We start from the raw sequence: 23792 nt of genomic DNA on the forward strand, positions 1-23792 counted from the left end.
GGTACGGATGGAACGTCGGATGCGCAGAGCGGGCGCGGCCGGGGCGTTGGCCGCGGTGCTGCTGCTGGCCGGGTGCAGTGCGGGCGGCGGGTCGTCGGCGTCCTCGCGCGGGGTGGTGGCGAACGACGCGGCGGCCCCGCAGGCCGCGGCGGGCGCGGCCACGCCCGGCAAGGCGGCGACGCCGGGGGCGGGCGGGGCGGCGACCGCCGGGGCGAACGGCGCGGCGGCGACGGACCGTCGGATCGCCTACCAGGCCCGGCTGACCCTGCGGGTGGACGCGGTGGACACCGCCCGCGGCAAGGCCGTCGACCTGGTGACGGCCGCCGACGGCTACGTCTCGGGCGAGGACCTGAGCGGCGGGGCGGAGCGCGGCGCGCGCTCGGTGCTGACCCTGAAGGTGCCGTCCGGGTCGTACCAGAAGACCCTGGACGCGCTGGGCGGGCTGGGCGCCCGGATCGCGCTCAGCAGCAAGGCCGACGACCTGACCCAGCAGATGGCCGACGTGGACAGCCGGGTCAAGTCGATGAAGGCCAGCGTGGACCGGGTGCGGGCGCTGATGGCCGACGCCAAGACCCTGTCGGAGGTGGTGTCGCTGGAGAGCGAGCTGACCCGCCGCGAGTCCGACCTGGAGTCCCTGCAGCGGCAGCAGCAGGAGCTGTCCGCGAAGACCTCGCTCTCCACCATCACCCTCGAACTGACCACCGTCGTACCGCCCGAGCCGGTGGCGCAGCAGCACGGGACCGGCTTCTGGGGCTCGGTCGGCAAGGCGCTGGACGGCGGCTGGCACGCCCTGCTCGGCTTCTTCCGGGTGGTGCTGATGGTGCTGGCCGCCCTGGCCCCGTTCCTGCTGGTGCTGGCCCCGCTCGGCTGGCTGCTCCGCCGCCACCTGCGCCGCCGGCCGCCCCGGGTCAAGCAGTTCGTCCCGGCCGCCCCGCCGCAGCCGTTCGACCCGCCGCAGCACACCGAGGAGTAGCGGCCCGGCCGTCGGGGCCCGGTGCCGGGCCCCGACGGAGTGTCAGCGGGCGCTGGCCTCGTGGACGAAGGCGGTGAGCCGGGTCAGCGCGTCGGGGTCCATGGTGGGCATGACGCCGTGGCCGAGGTTGAAGATGTGGTGGCTGCCGCCGAGCACCTTCGCGGCGTCCAGCACCTCGCGGGCCTTGGCCTCGACGACGTGGGTGGGGGCGTAGAGGACGGCCGGGTCGAGGTTGCCCTGCAGGCCCTTGCCGGGGCCGACCCGGCGGGCCGCCTCGTCCAGCGGGACGCGCCAGTCGACGCCGACGATGTCCGCGCCGGCCTGCCCCATCAGGCCGAGCAGTTCGCCGGTGTGCACGCCGAAGTGGATGCGCGGCACGCCGTAGAGGGCGACCGCGTCGAAGACCTTGGCGCTGGCGGGCAGCACGGAGCGGCGGTACTCCTCGGGGGCGAGCGCGCCGGCCCAGGAGTCGAAGAGCTGGACCGCCGAGGCGCCGGCCGCGATCTGGATCTCCAGGAAGGCCGAGGTGATCTGCGCGAGCCGGTCGACGAGGTCGGCCCACAGCGCGGGGTCGCCGTACATCATCGCCTTGGTGTTCTCGTAGCTGCGCGAGGGCCCGCCCTCGACCAGGTAGCTGGCGAGCGTGAACGGGGCGCCGGCGAAGCCGATCAGCGGGGTGGCACCGAGCTCGGCGACCAGCAGGCCGACCGCCTCGGTGATGTACGGCATGTCGCCGGGCTCCAGCGGGCGCAGCCGCTGCAGGTCGGCCCGGGTCCGGATCGGGTCGGCGATGACCGGGCCGACGCCGCCCTTGATCTCGACCTCGATGCCGACGGCCTTGAGCGGGACCACGATGTCGGAGAAGAAGATCGCCGCGTCCACCCCGTGCCGGCGCACCGGCTGCAGGGTGATCTCCTTGACCAGGTCGGGCCGCATGCAGGCGTCCAGCATCGGGATGCCCTCGCGCACCTTCAGGTACTCGGGCAGCGAGCGCCCGGCCTGCCGCATGAACCACACCGGGGTGTGCGGGACGGGCTCGTTGCGGGCGGCGCGCAGGAAGACGGAGTCGTACGCGGCGCCGCGGGGCCGCTGACCGGACTGGGCTGCGGGGGTCTCACTCACGGGCCCCATCCTCGCACGGGGCCGACGCTCCCCCGGCCGCCCGCCCGGTCCGCCGCGGGGCCGGAGCGGGTCCGGAAGAGGTCCGTTCGGGGGCGGTTCGGTGCCGGTTTCGCGGACTTCGGCACGCCGGGGGGAGGAAAGTGCTCGGATTGCGGGCCCGCGCCACCTAGGCTTCCCGACATGGCAGCGGTCGGCGGGCAATCCGCACAGGGTGGAGGAACGGGCAGGGAGTCGGCGCCGATCGGTTTCCGCGACGCGGTCGAGGCGCTGACCGGGGCGCGGTTGCGCCCCGAGGTACGGCTGTCCCCGCAGCCCGCCCCCCGCCGGCTGGCCCCGTACACCTTCGCGCTGTCCGCCTCGGTCGAGGTGGACGGCGAGGAGCTGGCGGACGGCACCCTGGTGCTGCTGCACGACCCGGCCGCGCCGGAGGCGTGGAACGGCGACTTCCGGGTGGTCACCATGACGCGGGCCGAGCTGGAGCCGGAGATGGCGGGCGACCCGCTGCTCTCCGAGGTCGGCTGGACGTGGCTGCTGGACGCCCTGCAGGCGCACACCGCCCGGTACGCCGAGCCGTCCGGCACGGTGACGCGGTGCCATTCCCAGTACTTCGGCGCGCTGGCGGAGCGCGGCGCGTCCACCGAGATCGAGCTGCGGGCGTCCTGGACGCCGGCCGACCGCCGCTTCGAGCGGCACCTGGCGGCCTGGGCCGACCTGCTGTGCGTGTGCGCGGGCCTGCCGCCGTCGGTGCCCGCCCCGCTGCCGGCCGACGGTCCGGTGCTGCTCGGCGGCGTGGTGCCGATGCCGGCCCGCCGCCGGCCGCGCAACTCGCACTGACCCCGGGGCCGGCGCCCACAGCCGCACCCCCACTCGCACCCGCCACCCACGCCCGCGCCGACGGCCCGTCAGCCGGCCGCCGCCGCCCGGTCCGCCGCGCCCCGGCCCCGCCTCGGCCACACCCCGGGGGGACTTGTCCGCGTCGGTGGCGCGGTTCCACCCGCAGGACTGACGGAGTGTGACTTCGTATGCGCTCCCGGTCAATTACCTGCCCGTTCCCGATCGTCGTGTCGCCGGGAGCGATCGAATCTGTGCGATTTCCAAGCATGTCGTACCGGTCACCTGCGCGATTTGTCCGTATTGTTACTCACCAGATCGTGATCACTCGCTAAAGCCGGGCACGGTTGTTGCCGAAGGTGTCAGTGACCCTTTCCAGACGCGGAACACTCCGACCGCCCCCTCGGGGTTCCGTCCGCCACTCCCCGCCGGAGGCCACAGGTGTCGGTCCTTCTTGAGCACCCCACGAGCGTCGTCGCGTACCGTCCGACGAAGCCCACCGCCATGGTGGTCATCGCTGATCCCCGCGTCCGGAACACGGTGACCCGGCACCTATGGGCGCTGGGCGTCCGGGACGTGATCGAGGTCTCCTCGATCGCCGAGGCCCGCCCGCGCATCTCCACCCCCCGGGACATCTGCATCGCGGACGTCCACCTGCCCGACGGCTCCGGCCTGACGGTGCTGGCCGAGACCCGCGCCGCGGGCTGGCCGAACGGCCTGGCGCTGTCCGCCGCCGACGACATCGGCGCGGTCCGCTCGGCGCTGGCCGGCGGCGTCAAGGGCTACGTGGTGACCGGGACCCGGACCAACATGCCGATGCCCGGCCGCCCCGGTCTGCCGATCGGCGCCGGCCTGGCCGGCCGGATGCGCCGTCCCGGCATGCCCGGCCACCACCACCCGGGCGCGCCCGGTGCCCCCGGCCAGCCCGGCGCCGCCCCCGGCGCTCCCGGTGCGCCCGGCGCGCAGCCGTCCGCCTACCGCGAGCTGTCCGGCCGCGAGGTCGAGGTGCTGCGGCTGGTGGCCGAGGGCCAGTCGAACAAGGCGATCGGTGTGGCGATGGGCCTCTCCGCGCTGACGGTGAAGAGCCACCTGGCCCGGATCGCCCGCAAGCTGGGCACCGGCGACCGGGCCGGCATGGTGGCCGTCGCGCTGCGGACCGGCATCATCCACTGAGGGAATCGCCCCTGGTGACGGCCCGGAGGAACGTTTCCTCCGGGCCGTCGCCGTTCCCCTCCGCACTCCCCCGCCCCGGCTCCGGGGTCGCTCCGGGGCGGCGCCGGGCGGCGCGCGCGGCGCGTTCGCGCACGTGACGGGCCGTCAGCGGCCCGCCGCGCCACGCCCGGAACGGGCACCGGGACGGGCCGCCCGCACTGCCCGGCATATGTCCGAACATGGTCCGACCAGTCGGACAACACTCTCGGCGGCGGCGCACGACGTACCCTTGGGGGGTGACCGACGCCGTAGCCGCCATCCCCGAAGAGACCGCCCCGGTTCCGCTGCTCGAACCCCGGGACGGGCTCCCACCGGTGGTGGCCGACGAAGCGGCGCTGGCCGCGACGATCGCGGCCTTCCGGTCCGGCACCGGCCCGGTCGCCGTCGACGCCGAGCGCGCCTCCGGCTACCGCTACGGCCAGCGCGCCTACCTGATCCAGCTCCGCCGCCGGGGCGCGGGCACCGCGCTGATCGACCCGATCGCCTGCCCCGACCTGTCCGGTCTGGACGCGGCGATCCACGACGCCGAGTGGGTCGTGCACGCCGCCACCCAGGACCTGCCCTGCCTGTTCGAGGTCGGCATGCACCCCGGGGTGCTGTTCGACACCGAGCTGGCCGGCCGGCTGGCCGGTTTCGCCCGGGTCGGCCTCGGCCCGATGACCGAGAACGTGCTCGGCCTCTCGCTGGCCAAGGAGCACTCCGCGGTCGACTGGTCCACCCGCCCGCTGCCCGAGCCCTGGCTGCGCTACGCCGCGCTCGACGTGGAGGTGCTGGTCGACCTGCGCGACGCGCTGGAGGCCGAGCTGGAGCGGCAGGGCAAGCTCGACTGGGCGCACCAGGAGTTCGCCGCGCTCGCCGCCGCCCCGCGCCCGGCCCCCCGGGTCGACCCGTGGCGGCGCACCTCCCAGCTGCACAAGGTCCGGCGGCGCCGGCAGCTGGCCGCCGTCCGCGAGCTCTGGGAGACCCGGGACCGGATCGCCCGCGAGCGGGACGTCTCCCCCGGCCGGGTGCTGCCGGACGCCGCCATCGTCAACGCCGCGCTGGCGATGCCGCTGAACGCGCCCGCGCTGATCGCCGTCCAGGGCTTCGGGCCGCGGGTGAACCGCCGTCAGCTGGAGCAGTGGCTGGCCGCGGTCGAGCGGGCCCGGCAGCTCCCGGAGTCCGCGCTGCCGCCCGCCACCGCCCCGCACGAGGGCCCGCCGCCGCCGCGCGCCTGGGCCGAGAAGGACCCGGTCGCCGCGGCCCGGCTGACCGGTGCCCGGGCCGCCGTGACGGCGCTCGCCGAGCAGCACCACCTGCCGGCCGAGAACCTGATCACGCCCGACCTGGTCCGCCGGGTCGCCTGGGAGCCCCCGGCCGAGGCCGGGCCGGAGGCGATCGCCGCCGCGCTGCGCTCGCTCGGCGCCCGCGCCTGGCAGACCGAGCTGGTCGCCCCGGTGCTGGCGGCGGCCTTCCGCGAGGCCGCGGGCTGACCTCGGGGCGCCGCGCGGAGTGACGGCTCTCACGGTCCTTGCCGGGCGTTGTTACTCACGGGTAGATTGGTGGACGCAGCAGCGCAGAACATGTGCGCGCTCATCGCCATGTCCCCCTGGGAGGAGAGCCCCCGTGCCTCGTACCGCGAGGGACGTCGTCTTCGTCGACGGCGTCCGCACCCCGTTCGGCAAGGCCGGCCCGAAGGGCATCTACCACGAGACGCGCGCCGACGACCTGGTCGTCAAGTGCATCCGTGAGCTCGTGCGCCGCAACCCGAGCCTGCCCGTCGAGCGGATCGACGAGGTCGCCGTCGCGGCCACCACCCAGATCGGCGACCAGGGCCTGACCATCGGCCGCACCGCCGCGCTGCTGTCCGGCCTGCCGAAGTCGGTCCCGGGCTACGCCATCGACCGGATGTGCGCCGGCGCGATGACCGCCGTCACCACCACCGCCGGCGGCATCGCCTTCGGCGCGTACGACGTGGTCGTGGCCGGCGGCGTCGAGCACATGGGCCGCCACCCGATGGGCGAGGGCGTCGACCCGAACCCGCGCTTCGTCTCGGAGAAGCTGGTCGACGAGTCCGCCCTGTTCATGGGCATGACCGCGGAGAACCTGCACGACCGCTTCCCGCACCTCACCAAGGAGCGCTGCGACGCGTACGCGGTGCGCTCGCAGGAGAAGGCCGCCAAGGCGTACGCCAACGGCGACATCCAGCCCGACCTGGTGCCGATCGCCATCCGCAACACCAACCCCGAGGTCGGCGAGACCGGTTGGGGCCTGGCCACCACCGACGAGCCGATGCGCCCGGGCACCACGATGGAGAGCCTGGCCGGCCTGAAGACCCCGTTCCGCCCGCACGGCAACATCACCGCGGGCAACTCGGCCGGTCTGAACGACGGCGCCACCGCCTCGCTGCTGGCCGCCGAGGACGTGGCCCGCGAGCTGGGCCTGCCGGTCAAGATGCGCCTGGTCTCGTACGCCTTCGCCGGCGTCGAGCCCGAGGTGATGGGCATCGGCCCCGTCCCCGCCACCGAGAAGGCGCTGGCCAAGGCCGGCCTGACCATCGAGGACATCGGCGCGTTCGAGGTCAACGAGGCGTTCGCCATCCAGGTGCTGGCCTTCCTCGACCACTACGGCATCGCCGACGACGACGAGCGGGTCAACCCGTACGGCGGCGCCATCGCCTTCGGCCACCCGCTGGCCTCCTCCGGTGTGCGCCTGATGTCGCAGCTGGCCCGCCGCTTCGAGCAGCGCCCGGACGTCCGCTACGGCCTCACCACCATGTGCATCGGCTTCGGCATGGGCGGCACCGTCATCTGGGAGAACCCGCACTTCGAGGGTGGTAAGTGACCATGAGCACCACTGAGCTGCTGCGCCGCGCCGCCGAACTCTTCCCCGGCGAGGTCGTCACCACCGCGCACGTGCGCCACCTGGACCTGCCGCTGCAGGCCGGCAAGCTGGCGCTGATCACCCTGGACAACGGCTTCGACCACACCAAGCCGACCACCTTCGGCCCCGGCTCGCTGGCCAAGCTGTCCGAGGCGCTGGACCAGGTCGAGGCCGAGGCCGCCGAAGGCAAGGTGGTCGCCGTGGCGATCACCGGCAAGCCGTTCATCTTCGCGGTCGGCGCCGACCTCAAGGGCGTCGAGGTGCTGAGCGACCACGCGGACGCGCTGGCCATCGGCAAGGGCGGCCACGACGTCTTCAAGCGGATCGCCGCGCTGCCCGTCCCCTCCTTCGCCTACTACAACGGCGCGGCGATGGGCGGCGGCGTCGAGGTCGGCCTGCACGCCACCTACCGCACCGTCAGCTCCGGCGTCCCGGCGTTCTCGCTGCCCGAGGTCTTCCTCGGCCTGGTCCCCGGCTGGGGCGGCTGCACCCTGCTGCCGAACCTGATCGGCCCCGCCAAGGCGGTCAAGGTCATCGTCGAGAACTCGATGGCCCAGAACAAGCAGCTCAAGGGCCAGGAGGTGTTCGACCTCGGCATCGCGGACGCGATCTTCGAGCCGGCCGACTTCCTGGAGCAGTCGCTGCGCTGGACCGCGCAGGTCCTCAAGGGCGAGGTCACGGTCGAGCGCGAGGAGTTCGACCGCGGCAAGGCCTGGGACGACGCCGTGCTCTGGGGCCGCTGGGTCGCCGACGCCAAGGTGCACGGGGCCGCCCCGGCCGCCTACAAGGCGCTCGACATCATCCAGCAGGTCAAGGACGGCGACCTGCAGGCCGGCTTCGACGCCGAGGACACCGCGCTCGCCGACCTCATCATGAGCGGCGAACTGCGGGCCGGCCTCTACGCGTTCAACCTGGTCCAGCGCCGCGCCAAGAAGCCGTTCGGCGCGCCGGACAAGTCGCTGGCCCGCCCGGTCTCCAAGGTCGGCGTGGTCGGCGCGGGCCTGATGGCCTCGCAGCTGGCGCTGCTGTTCGCGCGCCGCCTGGAGGTGCCGGTGGTCCTCACCGACATCGACCAGGAGCGCATCGACAAGGGCGTCGGCTACGTCCACGGCGAGATCGACAAGCTGCTCGCCAAGGGCCGGATCGGCGGCGACAAGGCCAACAAGCTCAAGGGCCTGGTCTCCGGCCACCTCGACAAGGCGGTCGCCTTCGGCGACGCGGACTTCGTCATCGAGGCCGTGTTCGAGGAGATGGGCGTCAAGCAGAAGGTGTTCGCGGAGCTGGAGGCCGTGGTCTCGCCGACCGCGATCCTGGCCACCAACACCTCCTCGCTGTCGGTCACCGAGATGGCCTCCAAGCTCCAGCACCCGGAGCGCGTGGTCGGCTTCCACTTCTTCAACCCGGTCGCGATCCTCCCGCTGCTGGAGATCGTCCGGGCCGAGCAGACCGACGACGCCTCGCTGGCCACCGCGTTCGGCGTCGCCAAGAAGCTGAAGAAGACCGCGGTCCTCACCAAGGACGCCCCGGCGTTCGTGGTCAACCGCATCCTGACCCGCTTCATGGGCGAGATCCAGAACATCATCGACGAGGGCACCCCGTTCGAGACCGTCGAGGCCGCGGTGAAGCCGCTCGGCCTGCCAATGTCGCCGATCGCCCTGCTCGAACTGGTCGGTCCCGCGATCGCCCTGCACGTCTCCGAGACCCTGCACCGCGCCTTCCCGGAGCGGTACACCGTCTCCGAGAACCTCGGCAAGGTCGTCGCGGCCGGCAAGCGCGGCTTCTACATCTGGCAGGACGGCGCCCAGGTCCTCGACCCCGAGGTCCTCGCCCTCCTCACCTTCGGCGACTCCGTCCTGACGGAGGACCAGGTCCGCGCCCGCGCCCTGGAGGCCGTCGCCCAGGAGATCGGCCTGATGCTCGACGAGAACGTGGTCGGCGAGGCCCAGGACATCGACCTCTGCATGATCACCGGCGCCGGCTGGCCCTTCCACCTCGGCGGCATCACCCCGTACCTCGACCGCGAGGGCGTCTCCGAGCGCGTCAACGGCAAGAAGTTCCTGGCCCCCGGCCTGGCTTCGCTCCCCGCCTGACGCCCCCCCCGCCCCACCGCCGCAGGGCGGCACCCCTCCCCCTCCCGGGCTGGGGTGCCGCCCTGCGGCGTTGTAGGCTGCCCGTTCTTCACCACGGAGGGGGACGCGAACGGTGTTGGTACTGGTGCACGGCGGGCTGTGGGACGACCCGATGGACGCCGAGCGGTTCTGGGGGCGGACCGGGGTGGTGGCCGGGCTGCGGGCCGAGGGACTGGCGGTGAGCGCGCCGGATCGGCGGATGCGGGCCGGGAGTTGGCAGGCGGAGGCGGCGCACCTGGCGGCGGGGTTGCCCGCGGGGCCGGTGGTACTGGTCGGCGGGTCGAACGGGTGCTCGGTGGCGGTGCGGCTGGCGCTGGCCGTGCCGGAGCGAGTCCGGGGCCTGGTGCTGGCCTGGCCGGCCACTGCGTGCGACCCGGAGCTGAACCAGCGGGTCCCGGCGGAGGCGGCCGGGCTGCTGGCGGGCGGCGTGCTGCGCGGGGTCGCGGACCAGGAACTGGCGGGCCTGCGGCTGCCGGTGGCGGTGCTGCCCTCGGTGCCGGAGAACCCGGTGCACCGGCGGTGGACGGCGGACGCGCTGCTGGGGCTGGTGCCGGGCGCGGTGGAGCTGCCGGGGTGTCCGGAGCCGCCGCACCCCGACTTCCGGGCGGCGGGTCTGGTGGCCGTGCTGGCGGGCGTCAGTCGTTCCCGGTGAGCCAGTCCTCGGTGCGGCGGTGGCGGCCGAGGCCGACGGCGTCGAACTCGTCGAGGTGGCCGTCGGAGGTGGCGCCGAGGTGGCGGAGGGCGAGGGAGAGGGTGGTGGGGCCGGTGGGGGTGCGTTCGGTGAGCGGGCCGAGGGTCAGGGTGCCGGCGGTCCAGGCGAGGGCGTACCGGTCGCCGGTGCCGCCGAAGATGTCGGCCTCGACGTAGGCGACCGGGCCGTTCGCGGACCAGGCGGCCAGGGTGTGCTGGAAGCCGTGCGGGAGCAGCCGGAACGGCCGCAGCCGCTCGGCGGCGGGGTCGGTGAGCGCGTCGTGCAGCTCGTCCGTCATCGGGATCAGCGCCAGGCCCTGGCGGAGCGGGACGACGTGCGCGCCGGGCAGGCCCGCCGCGGCGGTGCGCAGCAGGGGTTCGGCGGCGACGACGGCTTCCAGGTAGTAGCCCACGACGGCCCTACTTCTTCTTGAGGCGGTAGATGACGGTGTCGCCGGTGACGCCGACCACCTCGTAGTGGGTGTCGAGCAGGGAGGCGATCCGGGGCACCATGTCGGGCTGGTACGGGGAGGTGCCGGAGTCGTCGACGAAGACCTCGGGGAAGCCGTTGGTGGAGATCTCGTTGTCGAAGGTCTGCCAGGCGTCGGAGACCGAGTACTGCTCGCCGACCTTCTCGGCGCCCTTGCCGCCGCTGAAGTTGGTGAGGAAGCCGGCCGTCAGGTAGCGGGTGGCGGGGCGCCGGTCGGCCAGCCAGTAGAGCTCGGGGTGCATGCCCCAGACCAGGACGGTGTCCTTGGGGGTGGTCTGGGCGGCGACAGCGGTGGCGACCTCGGTGGTCTGGGTGAGGCGCTGGCCGGGCCAGAAGACGGCCAGGGCGCAGAAGAAGGTGGAGGCGACCGCGGTGTAGGCGACCACGGGTTTCCAGGGGACGGCGGAGGTGGCGACGGCCCCGATGCCGAGCAGCACCAGCGGCGGCATCAGCTGGAGGTAGTAGTGGCCGAAGAAGTGGAAGCCGACCGAGACCGCGACGACCGAGGAGGCCAGCCAGACCCAGAGGTCGGCGGTGGAGCCGTGCTCGGGGCCGCGGCCCGGCACCGGCCGCCGGTGCCGGCGCAGCCAGAGGCGGTGCGCGTAGGGCAGCAGGAAGGCCAGGCCGGCCGACAGCAGGATGGCGGAGTTGCCGAGCGCCCGGCCGAGCATCTGCGGCCAGTTGGAGCCGAGCACGGCGTAGTCGCCGGAGCCGGTGACCACCCAGAACAGGAAGCCCTTGGGCTTGGTGAGGATGACGGCGACCAGCGCTATCGGCAGCGCGAACCCGAAGCCGATCTTGGCGAGGGCGGGGGGCCAGCGGACACCGCGGCGGCGGGCGTCCTGGAGCAGCATCCACAGCACCGGCAGCAGGACGGCGCCGCCGGTCTGCTTGGTGAGCGAGCAGAGCGCGACGGCGATGCCCGCGGCCAGCCAGCGGCGGCGCTCCGCGTAGCGGAACGCCGCGACCATGGCGGGCAGCATGAAGACTTCGAAGGTGGCGGCCTGGGTGTCCTCGGGCGAGAGCCCGATCGAGACCAGCAGGTAGATCAGACCGGCGCAGCGGCCGGCCCGGTCGCCCCAGCGGCCGCGGGCGATCGAGGCGAGCAGCACGGCGGTGGCCAGGTGGGCGCAGATCGCCAGGGCGCGCAGCGGCCAGAGCGAGACGGAGCCGAAGACGGCGAAGCAGGCCTCGTAGAGCCAGGGCAGCAGCGGGGGCTTGCGGTCGACGACGGTGTCGTAGAGGACGCCGCCGTCGGCGAGCATCCGGGCCTGGGTGGCGAGGTAGCCCTCGTCGGGGCTCCAGACCGGGCGCAGGAAGGACGGGAGGTGGGTGAGGGTGGCCACCAGCGCGAGCAGCGGGACGAGCCCGGTCCAGTACCCGGTGCGCGCGTTCGCCGTCAGTCGGTCGGCGAAGGAGCGCGCTCGGCTCGTGGTGAGGGACACGGATGACAACCTACCTGCCGTGAACGCGCGGGGAAGTGCCGGTCCGCGAAAGAGTGTGACAGTCGGACGATCGGCGCACCGCCGAAAGGGTTCCGGCGGTGCGCCTGGGGTGTTCCGGGGCGTCAGCTCCGGGCGAGCGCGCGGGCGTTCAGCGTCGCGGCGATCTTCGCCGCGACGGCCGGCCCGGTGAGGCCGATCTGCTCCAGGATCTCGGCCCGCGAGGCGTGGTCGAGGAACTCCTGCGGGATGCCGAAGTCGCGCAGCGGCACGTCCACGTCGGCGTCGCGCAGCGCCTGGGCGATCGCCGAGCCGACGCCGCCGGCCCGCCCGTTGTCCTCGACGGTGACCACCAGGCGGTGCTGGGCGGCCAGGCCGGGCAGCGCGGCGTCCACCGGCTTGACCCAGCGCGGGTCGACGACGGTGCTGGTGATGCCCTGCTCGGCGAGCAGCTCGGCGGCCTCCAGGCAGAGCGGGGCCATCGCGCCGACCGAGACGATCAGCACGTCGGCGGCCTCGTCGGCGGAGCGCTCCGCGGCGCGGCGCAGCACGTCCATCCCGCCGACGGTGCCGACGGCGGGGACGGACGGGCCGACGCTGCCCTTGGAGTAGCGGACCACGGTGGGCGCGTCGGTGACCTCGACGGCCTCCCGCAGCTGGAGCCGGACCTGCTCGGCGTCGCGCGGGGCGGCCAGCCGCAGGCCGGGGACGACCTGCAGGATCGACATGTCCCACATGCCGTTGTGCGAGGCGCCGTCGGTGCCGGTGACGCCCGCCCGGTCGAGCACGAAGGTGACGCCGAGCCGGTGCAGGGCGACGTCCATCAGCACCTGGTCGAAGGCCCGGTTCAGGAAGGTCGCGTAGACCGCGACCACCGGGTGCAGGCCGTTGGTGGCCAGGCCGGCGGCGCAGACCGCGGCGTGCTGCTCGGCGATGCCGACGTCGAAGATCCGGTCCGGGAAGGCCTCGGCGAACGGGGCCAGGCCGACGGGGTGCAGCATCGCGGCGGTGATCGCGACGATGTCGCGGCGCTCGCGGCCGAGCGCGACCATCTCCTCGCCGAACACGGACGTCCAGTCCTTGCCGGCGGTCTTCACCGGCAGGCCGGTGTCGGGGTGGATCACGCCGACCGCGTGGAAGCGGTCCTCGTCGTTGTTCTCGGCGGCGTGGTAGCCGCGGCCCTTCTCGGTGATGCAGTGCACGATGACCGGGCCGCCGAAGCCGCGCGCCTTGGTGAAGGCGGACTCCAGGGCCTGCAGGTCGTGGCCGTCGATCGGGCCGATGTACTTGAGGCCGAGGTCCTCGAACATGCCCTGCGGGGCGATGAAGTCCTTCAGGCCCTTCTTGGCGCCGTGCAGGGTGTCGAACATCGCCTGGCCGACCACGGGGGTGCGCTGCAGCGCGTCCTTGCCCCAGGACAGGAAGCGCTCGTAGCCCTGGGTGGTGCGCAGGGTGGAGAGGTGGTTGGCCAGGCCGCCGATGGTCGGCGAGTAGGACCGCTCGTTGTCGTTGACCACGATGACGATCGGCAGGTCCTGGCTGTCGGCGATGTTGTTCAGCGCCTCCCAGGCCATGCCGCCGGTGAGCGCGCCGTCGCCGATCACGGCGACCACGGGGCGGTCCTTGTGGCCCTGGATCTTGTTGGCCTTGGCCAGGCCGTCGGCGTAGCCGAGGACGGTGGAGGCGTGCGAGTTCTCGATCACGTCGTGCTCGGACTCGGCGCGCGAGGGGTAGCCGGACAGGCCGCCCTTCATCTTGAGCCGGGAGAAGTCCTGCCGGCCGGTCAGCAGCTTGTGCACGTAGCTCTGGTGGCCGGTGTCGAACAGGATGCGGTCGCGCGGGGAGTCGAAGACCCGGTGCATCGCCAGCGTGAGCTCCACCACGCCGAGGTTGGGGCCCAGGTGGCCGCCGGTCTTGGAGACCTCCTCGACCAGGAAGCCGCGGATCTCCTCGGCGAGCTCCGACAGCTGCGCGGGCGTGAGCCGATCGAGATCGCGCGGTCCCCGAATGCGGGTCAGCAGGGCCACCCGTTCCTCCTCGTTCAAGTTCCCGCGCCCGTCCGGGCCCGGAGGGCGTACGCCCCGGTCGAGTCTAATGTCCATTACCCGGGCGCAGTGCGGCGGGCAACCCGGACCACCTTTCGGGTGGTCCGGGGCCGAACGCACGCGACCGCGCGACCGGCCCCTGTTATAGAGGGGGGTGCCGGTCGCGCGGTTCCGGGCGGAGCGGGGTCAGCCGCGTCCGTGCGACTTCTGGGTGCGGCGGGAGACCGAGTCCAGGACCACCGCGGCGAGCAGCACCGCGCCGGTGATCATGTACTGGATGGCCTGCTGGGCGCGGACCATGTCGAGGCCGGTGGTGATCGACTGGATCACCAGGATGCCGAGCAGCGCCGACCAGGTCTTGCCCCGGCCGCCGAACAGGCTGGTGCCGCCGATGACGGCCGCCGCGATGGCGCTCATCAGGACGTTTCCGCTGCCCAGCGCCTTGTCCGCGGAGCCCTGCTGGGAGGCGATGAACAGGCCGCCGAAGCCGGCCAGGCCGGCCGAGATCATGTAGACCGAGATCCGCACCCAGGCGACGTTGATGCCGGAGCGGCGGGCCGCCTCGATGCCGCCGCCGACCGCGAAGATCTGCCGGCCGTAGGAGGTGCGGCGGAGCACGAAGTCGCCGAGCGCGACGATGCCCACGAAGATCACCAGCGGCAGCGGCAGGCCGCTGTCCTGGTTGAGCATGTAGGCGACGACCAGCACCACCACGGCGATCGCGCCGGTGCGCAGCGCGATCTCGCTGAGCGGGCGGGCGGGCAGGCCGGCTGCGGCGCGGCGGCGGGAGTCGAGCAGCTGGCCGCCGCCGAACAGCACGATGGTGACGACCGCGAACAGCCAGGCCCAGATGATGTCGCCGTCGCCCAGGAAGTAGGTGTCCAGGTTGGCGATCACGCCGTCGTTCGGGTTGTTGACGGTGCCCAGGGTGCCGAGCACCAGCATCTGCAGGCCGTTCCAGGCCAGCATGCCGGCCAGCGTGACCACGAAGGCCGGGACGCCGATCTTGGCGAAGAAGTAGCCGTGCAGGGCGCCGATGGCGATCGCCGAGGCGATGGCGACCAGGATCGCCAGCCACTCGTTCATGCCCTGCCGGACGGCCAGCACCGAGGTGATGGCGGCGGTGGCGCCGGCCACCGAGCCGAGCGAGAGGTCGATCTCGCCGAGCAGCAGCACGAACACCACGCCGACCGCGATCAGGCCGGGGCCGGCGATCCACTTGGTGATGTTGGTGAGGTTCTCGGCGTTGAGGAAGGAGCCGGTCTTCACCTGGAAGATCGCGGCGATGATGATCAGGCCGATCACCACCGGCAGCGAGCCGAGCTCGCCGCTGCGGATCTTGCGGGTGAACTCCTCGAAGTAGCCGGCCAGGCCCTCCTTGCGGACCAGCAGGCGCGGGTCGACGGCCGGCGGGGCCGGCTCGGGGGAGGCGGTGGGGGTGGTCTCGGTGGTCACTTCGTTTCCTCCGCGATTCGGGCCTGACGACGTGTCACCGCGTTGTCGGTGGCGCCGGTGATGGCGGAGATGATCTCCTCGTGCGAGGTGCTGGCGACCTCGAAGCTGCCGTTGTTGCGGCCCAGCCGGAGCACCGCGACGGTGTCCGCGACGGCCTTGACGTCGGCCATGTTGTGGCTGATCAGGATCACGCCGAGGCCGCGCTGGCGGAGCCGCTCGACCAGGTCCAGGACCTGGGCGGTCTGCTCGACGCCGAGGGCGGCGGTGGGCTCGTCCAGGATGACGATCTTGGGGTCGCCGACCAGGGCGCGGGCGATCGCCACCACCTGGCGCTGGCCGCCGGAGAGGCCGGCGATCGGGATGCGCACGCTGGGGATGCGGATCGACAGGGTGTCCAGCAGTTCGCGGGCGCGCTTCTCCATGGCGACCTCGTCCAGGGTGCCGAAGCGCTTGAGCTCGCGGCCGAGGAACAGGTTGCCGACCACGTCGAGGTTGTCGCAGAGCGCGAGGTCCTGGTAGACGGTGGCCACACCGAGCGCCTGGGCGTCGTGCGGGCGGTTGATCGAGACCGCCCGGCCCTCCCACTCGATGACGCCCTCGTCGATCGGGTGGACGCCCGCGATGGTCTTGACCAGGGTGGACTTACCGGCGCCGTTGTCGCCGACCAGGGCGACGACCTCGCCCGCATGGACCTCCAGATGCACGTCGGTGAGTGCCTGGACGGCGCCGAAGCGCTTGGAGACCCCGCGCAACGCCAGTACGGGTGCGCCTGTCACGTGAACCAACTCCTTGAGTCCCGTGTCGGACCTGACGTTTCCGACACGGCCGTCCCGCGCGCCGGGCCGGGCGCGCGGGGTACTGCCGAGGGATGGGGCGGGGCGGGGGCCGCCGAGCGGTCGGCGGCTCCCCGCCCGGCGGGTGCTACTTCAGGCCGGCCGCGGTGCAGGCGGCGGCGAAGTCGGCGGTGCAGATGTCCGAGACCTTGTAGAGCTTGTCGGCGATCACGGTGTCGTTGATGTTCGCCTTGGTGACGATCTTCGGCTCGAGCAGCTTGGCCGGGATGCCCTTGTCGGTGTCGCTGTCGATGGTCGACGAGGCGACGGCCTTGACGTCCTTGTTCTGCAGCAGGTTGACCGCGAGCTCGGCGGCCGAGTCGGCCAGCGGCTTGTAGGCCTTGTAGATGCTGTAGGCCTGGTCGCCGGAGACGATCCGCTGGATGGCGTCGAGGCCCGCGTCCTGGCCGCCGACCGGGACGTTGATGCCCTGGGACTTCAGCTGGGTGATGATCGCGGCGGCCATGCCGTCGTTGGCGGAGTAGACGGCCTGGAAGCCGTCCTTGCCGAGCTGGGTGATGGCGGCGCCGACCTTCTGGCCCGCGACGGTGGGCTTCCACTCACCGCTCTGCTCGTAGACGACCTTCTTGACCTTGCTGTCGAGCACCTTGTGCGCGCCGGCCTTGAACTTGGCGGCGTTCGGGTCGGCCTCGTCACCGTTGATCATCACGACGTTGGCGTCGGCGGCCTTGGCACCGAGGGCGTCGACCAGGGCCTGGCCCTGCAGCTCGCCGACCTTCTCGTTGTCGAAGGAGACGTAGGCGGCGACCGGGCCGGTGGCCAGGCGGTCGTACGCGATGACCTTGACGCCCTTCTTGGCCGCGTCGGACACCCAGGCCTGGGTGGACTTGGCGTCGAACGCGTCCAGGATGATCACCTTGACGCCCTGGGCGATCAGGGTGTCGAACTGCTGCTTCTGCTTCGCGGCGGAGCCCTCGGCGTTGTTGTACTCGACCTTGCAGTCGGCGCACAGCTCCTTGACCTTGGCCTCGATGAACGGCTTGTCGAAGGACTCGTAGCGGGTCGAGGACGCGTTCTCCGGCAGCAGCAGGCCGATCGACTTGTTGTTGCCCGAACCCGCGTCGGCCTTCTTGTCATCGCCGGCCTTGCCACAGGCGGCCATGGTCAGAGCCATCGAGACGGCGGCGGTACCGATGACGACGCGACGCATCATTGCGTTCATGGTGGGGGGTGCCTCCCTGACAGAGCCGCGGAACATCGCGGCGAGGTGGGCAGGAGTCAACCCCGTCACCAAGCTTGTCGTCAATAAGTAAAACCGGAGGCCCTGGAATTCAAACCCATTCGTTATCTTCCTGAAGGCTCACCCGAGACCGGGCGAGCCTCCGGACTCCCCCTCCGGAGTGGTCCGAGCGCCTCAGAGCACCCCGGTCTCGCTCATCTCGCTCATCACCAGGGCCAGCGCGCCGAGCACCTCGGCCCGGCCGCCCAGGGTGCCCGGGACGACCGAGAGCTGCCGGGCGGCGCTGGGGATCGCGTACCGTGCCACCGAGTCCCGGATCGGGGAAAGCACCAGCTCACCGGCCTCGGCCAGGTCGCCGCCGAGGATCACCCGGCGGGGATTGAGCAGGTTGCACAGGGTGGCCACGCCCATCCCGATCTGCCGGCCCGCGTCGGCGATCACCCGGCGGCAGCCCAGGTCGCCCTGCTGGGCCAGTTGGACCACCTTGCTCAGCGAGAGCTCGCCGGGGTGGTTGGCGTTCAAGAGGTTGAGCAGGTAGCGCGAGCCCACGAAGGTCTCCAGGCAGCCGCGGTTGCCGCAGCGGCAGACCGGCCCCGCCTCGTCCAGCGTGAGGTGGCCGATCTCGCCCGCGGTACCCCCGGGGCCGCGGTAGATCTGCCCGTTGATCACCAGGCCGGAGCCGACGCCGCTGGCCACCTTGATGTACGCCAGGTCGCCCAGGCCCCGTCCGGCGCCCCAGACCAGCTCGCCCAGCGCGCCCAGGTTGGCGTCGTTGTCCACGTGCACCGGCATGCCGAGCCGCCCGGCCAGCTCCTGCCCGGGCGTCACGCCCGACCAGCCCGGCAGGATCGCGGTCGAGCCGAGCGCCCCGGTCTCCTGGTCGATCGGGCCGGGCACGCCCAGACCCACCCCGATCACCTTGTCGGCCGGGAACCCGGCCTGGCCGAGCAGCCGCTCGACCATCCGCTCGGCCCGGTCGAAGCCCTGCTGGGCGGAGACGTCCACGTCCAGCGGCTCGCTCTCCTCGGCCAGCACCCGGTGCGCCAGGTTGCCGACCGCCACCCGCAGGTGGGTGTGGCCGAAGTCGACGCCCACCACGATCCCGGCGTCCCCGCTGAGCGAGACGCTGCGGGCCCGGCGCCCGCCCGAGGAGGTGTCCGCCACCACCACGGTGCCGGACTCCTTCAGCTCCCGGACGATGTTGGACACCGTCGCGGCCGACAGCCCCGTGCCGCGGGCGATCTCCGCCTGGGTCAGCGATCCGGCCATCCGGACCGCCCGGAGCACCCGCTCGAGATTCGCCCGGTGCAGCGAGGACTGCGATCCCGGTGTGTCCGTCGACATGTTCCACCCTCCAGGGCGTACTTGCGGTTCGTCCAAAGTTCAGCTTCAACTTCTGAACTCTATGCTCGGGCACCCACCGGAGGGGCGGTCAAATACGAACACGAATTGTTACCCACGTGGGAGGATGCCCGGTAACCATGCCCTGACGAAGGAGTCCTGCGAGTGCCTGGCACCAACTTGACCCGTGAGGAGGCCCGCACCCGGGCCGCGCTCCTGCACGTGGACGCGTACGAGATCGAGCTCGACCTGAGCTCGGCGCGCGAGGGCGGCACGTTCCGGTCCACCACCGTGGTCCGGTTCACGGCCGCCGAGACGGGCGCCGCCACCTTCATCGACCTGGTCGCCCCCGCCGTCACCGAGATCGTCCTGAACGGCCGCGCCCTGCCGCTGGAGAACTTCGCCGACAGCCGGATCGCGCTGCCCGACCTGGCCGCCGAGAACGAGCTCCGGGTGGTCGCGGACTGCGCCTACACCAACACCGGCGAGGGCCTGCACCGCTTCGTCGACCCGGCCGACGGCGAGACCTACCTCTACACCCAGTTCGAGGTGCCGGACGCCCGCCGGGTCTTCGCCAACTTCGAGCAGCCCGACCTGAAGGCCACCTTCGCCTTCACCGTGACCGCCCCGGCCGGCTGGGTCGTGGTCTCCAACTCCCCCACCCCCGAGCCGGTCGGCGAGGGCGACACCCGGGTCTGGACGTTCGAGCCGACCCCGCGGATGTCCACCTACATCACCGCGCTGATCGCCGGCCCCTACGTCGGCGTCTTCGACAGCTACGACAACGGCGCCCAGCACGTGCCGTTCGGCGTCTACTGCCGCCCGTCGCTGCGCGAGTTCCTGGACGCGGACGCGATCTTCGCGGTGACCCGCCAGGGCTTCGACTACTTCCAGGAGAAGTTCGACTTCCCCTACCCCTTCGCCAAGTACGACCAGCTCTTCGTCCCGGAGTTCAACGCCGGCGCGATGGAGAACGCGGGCGCCGTCACCTTCCGCGACCAGTACGTCTTCCGCTCCAAGGTCACCGACGCCTCCTACGAGGCCCGGGCCGCGACGATCCTGCACGAGCTCGCCCACATGTGGTTCGGCGACCTGGTGACCATGGAGTGGTGGAACGACCTCTGGCTGAACGAGTCCTTCGCGACCTTCGCCGAGGTGGTCTGCCAGGCCGAGGCCCCCGGCTCCAAGTGGCCGCACTCCTGGACGACCTTCGCCAACCAGATGAAGACCTGGGCGTACCGGCAGGACCAGCTGCCGTCCACCCACCCGATCATGGCGGAGATCAACGACCTGGAGGACGTCCAGGTCAACTTCGACGGCATCACCTACGCCAAGGGCGCCTCGGTGCTCAAGCAGCTGGTCGCCTACGTCGGCCAGGACGCCTTCTTCCAGGGCGTGCGCGCCTACTTCAAGCGCCACGCCTGGGGCAACACCCGGCTCTCCGACCTGCTCGGCGCGCTGGAGGAGGCCAGCGGCCGCGACCTGCGCGCCTGGTCCGCCGCCTGGCTGGAGACCGCCGGCATCAACGTGCTGCGGCCCGCGCTGGAGGTCGCCGAGGACGGCACCATCGCCTCCTTCGCCGTCCTCCAGGAGGCCCCCGCGCTGCCGGCCGGGGCCCGCGGCGAGGCCGTGCTGCGCCCGCACCGGATCGCGGTCGGCCTGTACGAGCTGGTCGACGGCGCCCTGGTGCGCACCGACCGGATCGAGCTCGACGTGGACGGCGCGCGCACCGAGGTCCCGCAGCTGACCGGCCGGGCGCGGCCCGCCGTGCTGCTGCTCAACGACGACGACCTGTCCTACGCCAAGGTCCGGCTCGACGCCGACTCGCTCGCCGTCGTCACCGAGCACCTCGGCGACTTCACCGACTCGCTCCCCCGCGCCCTGTGCTGGGCCTCCGCCTGGGACATGACCCGGGACGGCGAGCTCGCCACCCGCGACTACCTCTCGCTCGCCCTCTCCGGCCTGCAGCGGGAGAGCGACATCGGCGTCGTCCAGTCCGTGCAGCGCCAGGTCAAGCTGGCCCTGGACGTCTACGCCGACCCGGCGTGGCGGGAGACCGGCCTGCAGCGCTGGGCCGCCGCCGCCGAGACCGCCCTGCGCGAGGCCCCGGCCGGCAGCGACCACCAGCTCGCCTGGGCCCGCACGCTGGCCCAGGTCGCCCGCACCGACGGCCAGCTCGCCCTGCTGGCCGGGCTGCTGGACGGCACCGAGACGGTCGAGGGCCTGGCCGTCGACACCGAGCTGCGCTGGACGCTGCTCACCCGCCTGGCCGCCACCGGCCGGGCCGACGAGGCCGCGATCGAGGCCGAGCTCGCCCGCGACAACACCTCCTCCGGCCAGGAGCACGCCGCCACCTGCCGGGCGGCCCGCCCGACCGCCGAGGCCAAGGCCGCGGCCTGGGCCTCCGTGGTCGACTCCGACGCCCTCACCAACTACGTGCAGGAGGCCGTGATCGCGGGCTTCCAGCAGGCCGACCAGCGCGAGCTGATCGGCGGCTACGCCGAGAAGTACTTCGCCTCGGTCAAGCAGGTGTGGGAGACCCGCAGCCACGAGATCTCGCAGCAGATCATCGGCGGCCTGTACCCGTCCTACGCCGTCTCGCAGGCCACCCTGGACGCCACCGACGCCTGGCTCGCCGAGGCGGACCCGGCGCCGGCGCTGCGCCGCCAGGTGATCGAGGCCCGGGCCGGCGTGGAGCGCGCGCTGAAGGCGCAGGCCGCCGACCGCTGAACGATTGACGGTTGACGGCCCGTCAGGGCCCCGGCGCCCCCGCCCGCTCCGCCGGGCCCAGGGCGCCGGGGCCCTGCGCGTTCCCGCCGGGCAGCACCGCGGTGAACACCGTCCGGCCCGGGGCGCTGCTCAGCTCCACCGTCCCGCCGTGGGCCCGCACCACGGCCCGGACGATGGCCAGGCCGAGGCCGGTGGAGCCGGTGCGGCGGGAGCGGGCCCGGTCGCCGCGGGTGAAGCGCTCGAAAACGTGCGGGGCCAGCTCGGCCGGGACGCCCGGGCCGTCGTCGGCGACGGTGAGCCGGACCTCGCCGTCCCCGGGCTCGATCCGCAGCGTGACGGTGCTGCCGTCGGGGGTGTGGGTGCCCGCGTTGGCGAGCAGGTTGCCGACCACCTGGGCCAGCCGGTGCGGGTCGCCGGGGACGGTGACCGGGTCGGCGGGCAGCTCCAGCAGCCAGCGGTGGCCGGGGTGCGCGGCCCGGGCGTCGGCGGCGCCGTCCAGCGCGATCCGGGTCAGGTCGGCGTCCTGGACGGCGAGCGGCCGGCCGGCGTCCAGCCGGGCCAGCAGCAGCAGGTCCTCGACGATGTCGCCCATCCGGCGCGACTCGGCGCCGATCCGCTCCAGCGAGTGCCGGACCGGCTCGGGCACCGGACCGGGGTGCCGGAGCGCGAGTTCGGCGTGGCCGCGGACGGCGGCGACCGGGTTGCGCAGCTCGTGGCCGGCGTCGGCGGCGAAGGCGCGCAGCCGCTCCTCGACGGCCTGACGGCGGGTCAGCGCGTCGCCGACGTGGCCGAGCATCCGGTTGAGCGCGGCCCCGACCCGGCCGACCTCGGTGCCGGGGTCGGCGTCCGGGACCCGCTCGCCCAGCTCGACCGAGCCGTTGGCGAGCGGCAGCGCGGAGACCCGCTCGGCGGTGGCGACCACCCGCTCCAGCGGGCGCAGCGCGAGCCGGACGCCGAGCGCGCCGACCGCCCCGGCAACGGCCAACGCGGCGCCGAAGACCACCAGTTCGATCAGCAGCAGGCGTTGCACCGTCTCGTCGACGGGGTGCAGCGGCAGGCCGGTGACCAGGGTGTCGCGGTCGTGGCCGGTGACGGCGGCGGCCCGGTAGTGGCCGAGCGCGGAGAGCTCCAGGTCGCGCGGGCGGCCGTCGGCGGGCAGGGCGCGCAGGGCCCGCAGGTCGGCGGCGTCCAGCGGGACGGCGGCGTCGGCGGCGGACCCCTGGACGATCATCGGCACCGGGTCGTCGTCGCCCGGCGGGACGCCGCCGACCACGGCGGCGTGGGTGAGCCCGCCGTCGACCAGCCGGGCGCCGAAGGTGCCGGGCGACTGGGCCCGGGTGTCGTTGCCGGCCCGGTCGGGGTGTTCGAGGCTGGCGGCGTAGCGGCCGCCGGTGGCGGCGAGCTGCTGGTCGAGCCGGTCGGTCAGGAAGTGCCGGAGCGCCTCGCAGGTGGCGAGGCCGACCCCGGCGCAGATCAGTACGAGCAGCACCAGCACGCCCGCCACCAGCCGGGCCCGCAGGGTGCGCGGACGGCGCGGCAGCGGACGGCGCGGCAGCGGACAGCGCGGCAGTGGACGGCGCGGCAGTGGCACCCGGCGCCGCATCAGGGGGCCGGTCGCAGCACGTAGCCGGCGCCCCGGACGGTGTGGATCATCGGCGGGCGGCCGGCGTCGATCTTGCGGCGCAGGTAGCTGATGTACAGCTCGACCACGTGGGCCTGGCCGCCGAAGTCGTAGGACCAGACGGCGTCCAGCAGCTGGGCCTTGCTGAGCACCTGGCGGGGGTGCTCCATCAGGTGCTTGAGCAGGGCGAACTCGGTGGGGCTGAGTTCGACCGGCGCGCCGCCGCGGCTGGTCTCCCGGGCGGTCGGGTCGAGCCGCAGGTCGCCGACGGCCAGGGTGCCGGGACCGGCCGGGGCGGCGGGGGCGGTGCGGCGCAGCAGTCCGCGCAGCCGGACCACGACCTCCGCCAGGCTGAACGGCTTGGTGACGTAGTCGTCGCCGCCCGCGGTGATCCCGGCGATCCGGTCCTCGACGGCGTCCCGGGCAGTGAGGAAGAGCACCCGGACCTCGGGGTCGGCGGCGTGCAGGCGGCGCAGCACCTCGAAGCCGTCCAGGTCGGGCAGCATCACGTCGAGGACCACGGCGTGCGGGCGCCAGTCGGCGGCGGCGGTGACGGCGGCCAGGCCGTCGGTGGCGCCGCGGGCCTGCCAGCCCTCGTAGCGCAGGGCGCCGCAGACGACGTCGACCAGGTCGGGTTCGTCGTCGACCACCAGGACCCGCCAGGGGGTTTCGGTCGGCTGCATCGGCCCATTCTGGCCCGCCGCGATGAGAAAGCGGTGAGATCGTCGTACCGCCCTTTCCCCTGGTACACCGGCCCCGACCTGCCCGAACGCCGTTCCGAGGGCCGTCGCGGGGCGCGGATTCATAGCGAACTG

18 protein-coding genes are annotated in these 23792 nt (G+C 73.2%); 8 read left to right on the forward strand and 10 right to left on the reverse strand.

What is annotated here, in order from left to right; all coding sequences use genetic code 11:
* Positions 1-19 precede the first annotated feature (19 nt).
* Positions 20-973, forward strand: a complete 954-nt coding sequence (locus ACIOHG_RS16040; protein ID WP_400950446.1) for a DUF4349 domain-containing protein — start codon at positions 20-22, stop codon at positions 971-973.
* 42 nt (positions 974-1015) lie between these two features.
* Here ACIOHG_RS16040 and hemE read toward each other — a convergent pair whose 3' ends face one another.
* Positions 1016-2095, reverse strand: coding sequence for a uroporphyrinogen decarboxylase (hemE, locus tag ACIOHG_RS16045; RefSeq protein ID WP_400950448.1), 1080 nt, complete (start codon positions 2093-2095; stop codon positions 1016-1018).
* Between the two features lie 180 nt (positions 2096-2275).
* Here hemE and ACIOHG_RS16050 point away from each other — a divergent pair, with 180 nt between their 5' ends.
* The 6 genes from ACIOHG_RS16050 to ACIOHG_RS16075 all read left to right on the forward strand — a co-directional run bounded on the left by ACIOHG_RS16050 (position 2276) and on the right by ACIOHG_RS16075 (position 9781).
* Entirely contained in the window at positions 2276-2929 is a 654-nt protein-coding gene (locus ACIOHG_RS16050; RefSeq protein ID WP_400950451.1) for a DUF3000 domain-containing protein, read from the forward strand.
* 438 nt (positions 2930-3367) lie between these two features.
* Entirely contained in the window at positions 3368-4099 is a 732-nt protein-coding gene (locus tag ACIOHG_RS16055) for a LuxR C-terminal-related transcriptional regulator (protein WP_400950453.1), read from the forward strand.
* 275 nt (positions 4100-4374) lie between these two features.
* Entirely contained in the window at positions 4375-5610 is a 1236-nt protein-coding gene (locus ACIOHG_RS16060) for an HRDC domain-containing protein (RefSeq protein ID WP_400950455.1), read from the forward strand.
* A gap of 133 nt (positions 5611-5743) precedes the next feature.
* Positions 5744-6961, forward strand: coding sequence for a thiolase family protein (locus ACIOHG_RS16065; RefSeq protein WP_400950456.1), 1218 nt, complete (start codon positions 5744-5746; stop codon positions 6959-6961).
* A gap of 2 nt (positions 6962-6963) precedes the next feature.
* Entirely contained in the window at positions 6964-9090 is a 2127-nt protein-coding gene (locus tag ACIOHG_RS16070) for a 3-hydroxyacyl-CoA dehydrogenase NAD-binding domain-containing protein (RefSeq protein WP_400950459.1), read from the forward strand.
* 112 nt (positions 9091-9202) lie between these two features.
* Positions 9203-9781 (forward strand): alpha/beta fold hydrolase, encoded by a 579-nt coding sequence (locus ACIOHG_RS16075; protein ID WP_400950461.1) that lies wholly within the window; start codon positions 9203-9205, stop codon positions 9779-9781.
* Here ACIOHG_RS16075 and ACIOHG_RS16080 read toward each other — a convergent pair.
* The 7 genes from ACIOHG_RS16080 to ACIOHG_RS16110 form a co-directional block, all read right to left on the reverse strand.
* Positions 9765-10232: a hypothetical protein gene (locus tag ACIOHG_RS16080; protein WP_400950463.1), complete on the reverse strand. Its 468-nt coding sequence runs from the start codon at positions 10230-10232 to the stop codon at positions 9765-9767. The genes ACIOHG_RS16075 and ACIOHG_RS16080 overlap by 17 nt on opposite strands.
* A gap of 7 nt (positions 10233-10239) precedes the next feature.
* Positions 10240-11754, reverse strand: coding sequence for an ArnT family glycosyltransferase (locus tag ACIOHG_RS16085; RefSeq protein WP_400950465.1), 1515 nt, complete (start codon positions 11752-11754; stop codon positions 10240-10242).
* A 122-nt stretch (positions 11755-11876) separates the two neighbouring features.
* A complete protein-coding gene (gene dxs / locus ACIOHG_RS16090) occupies positions 11877-13778 on the reverse strand; it encodes a 1-deoxy-D-xylulose-5-phosphate synthase (RefSeq protein WP_400950467.1) in 1902 nt (633 codons plus the stop codon).
* A 204-nt stretch (positions 13779-13982) separates the two neighbouring features.
* Positions 13983-15251: a sugar ABC transporter permease gene (locus ACIOHG_RS16095; protein WP_400950469.1), complete on the reverse strand. Its 1269-nt coding sequence runs from the start codon at positions 15249-15251 to the stop codon at positions 13983-13985.
* The gene (locus tag ACIOHG_RS16100; RefSeq protein WP_400950470.1) at positions 15248-16036 is read right to left on the reverse strand and encodes an ATP-binding cassette domain-containing protein; all 789 of its coding nucleotides are present in this window, start codon (positions 16034-16036) and stop codon (positions 15248-15250) included. The genes ACIOHG_RS16095 and ACIOHG_RS16100 overlap by 4 nt, the downstream gene beginning before the upstream one ends.
* Positions 16037-16172: 136 nt before the next feature.
* On the reverse strand, positions 16173-17267 hold the full coding sequence (locus ACIOHG_RS16105; RefSeq protein ID WP_400950473.1) for a substrate-binding domain-containing protein: 1095 nt from the start codon (positions 17265-17267) through the stop codon (positions 16173-16175).
* 192 nt (positions 17268-17459) lie between these two features.
* Positions 17460-18629: an ROK family protein gene (locus ACIOHG_RS16110; protein WP_400950474.1), complete on the reverse strand. Its 1170-nt coding sequence runs from the start codon at positions 18627-18629 to the stop codon at positions 17460-17462.
* A gap of 162 nt (positions 18630-18791) precedes the next feature.
* On the opposite strand from ACIOHG_RS16110, the gene pepN reads away from it, so the two are divergent.
* Complete coding sequence (pepN, locus tag ACIOHG_RS16115) at positions 18792-21356, forward strand: aminopeptidase N (RefSeq protein ID WP_400950477.1); 2565 nt, start codon at positions 18792-18794, stop codon at positions 21354-21356.
* Between the two features lie 22 nt (positions 21357-21378).
* On the opposite strand, the gene ACIOHG_RS16120 is transcribed toward pepN, so the two are convergent.
* Together ACIOHG_RS16120 and ACIOHG_RS16125 are read right to left on the reverse strand one after the other, a co-directional pair.
* Positions 21379-22959, reverse strand: a complete 1581-nt coding sequence (locus ACIOHG_RS16120; RefSeq protein ID WP_400950478.1) for a sensor histidine kinase — start codon at positions 22957-22959, stop codon at positions 21379-21381.
* Complete coding sequence (locus ACIOHG_RS16125) at positions 22959-23660, reverse strand: response regulator transcription factor (RefSeq protein WP_400950479.1); 702 nt, start codon at positions 23658-23660, stop codon at positions 22959-22961. Before ACIOHG_RS16125 ends, ACIOHG_RS16120 begins: the two co-directional genes overlap by 1 nt.
* Positions 23661-23792 lie beyond the last annotated feature (132 nt).

The sequence above is a fragment of the Kitasatospora sp. NPDC088134 genome, assembly GCF_044741705.1.
Lineage (GTDB): Bacteria > Actinomycetota > Actinomycetes > Streptomycetales > Streptomycetaceae > Kitasatospora.

Coding starts and splice junctions, on each gene's coding strand:
- ACIOHG_RS16110 (WP_400950474.1), bottom strand. CDS start 18,629: ATGTCGACGGACACACCGGGATCGCAGTCCTCGCTGCACCGGGCGAAT.
- ACIOHG_RS16105 (WP_400950473.1), bottom strand. CDS start 17,267: ATGAACGCAATGATGCGTCGCGTCGTCATCGGTACCGCCGCCGTCTCG.
- ACIOHG_RS16120 (WP_400950478.1), bottom strand. CDS start 22,959: ATGCGGCGCCGGGTGCCACTGCCGCGCCGTCCACTGCCGCGCTGTCCG.
- ACIOHG_RS16070 (WP_400950459.1), top strand. CDS start 6,964: ATGAGCACCACTGAGCTGCTGCGCCGCGCCGCCGAACTCTTCCCCGGC.
- ACIOHG_RS16040 (WP_400950446.1), top strand. CDS start 20: ATGCGCAGAGCGGGCGCGGCCGGGGCGTTGGCCGCGGTGCTGCTGCTG.
- ACIOHG_RS16050 (WP_400950451.1), top strand. CDS start 2,276: ATGGCAGCGGTCGGCGGGCAATCCGCACAGGGTGGAGGAACGGGCAGG.
- ACIOHG_RS16125 (WP_400950479.1), bottom strand. CDS start 23,660: ATGCAGCCGACCGAAACCCCCTGGCGGGTCCTGGTGGTCGACGACGAA.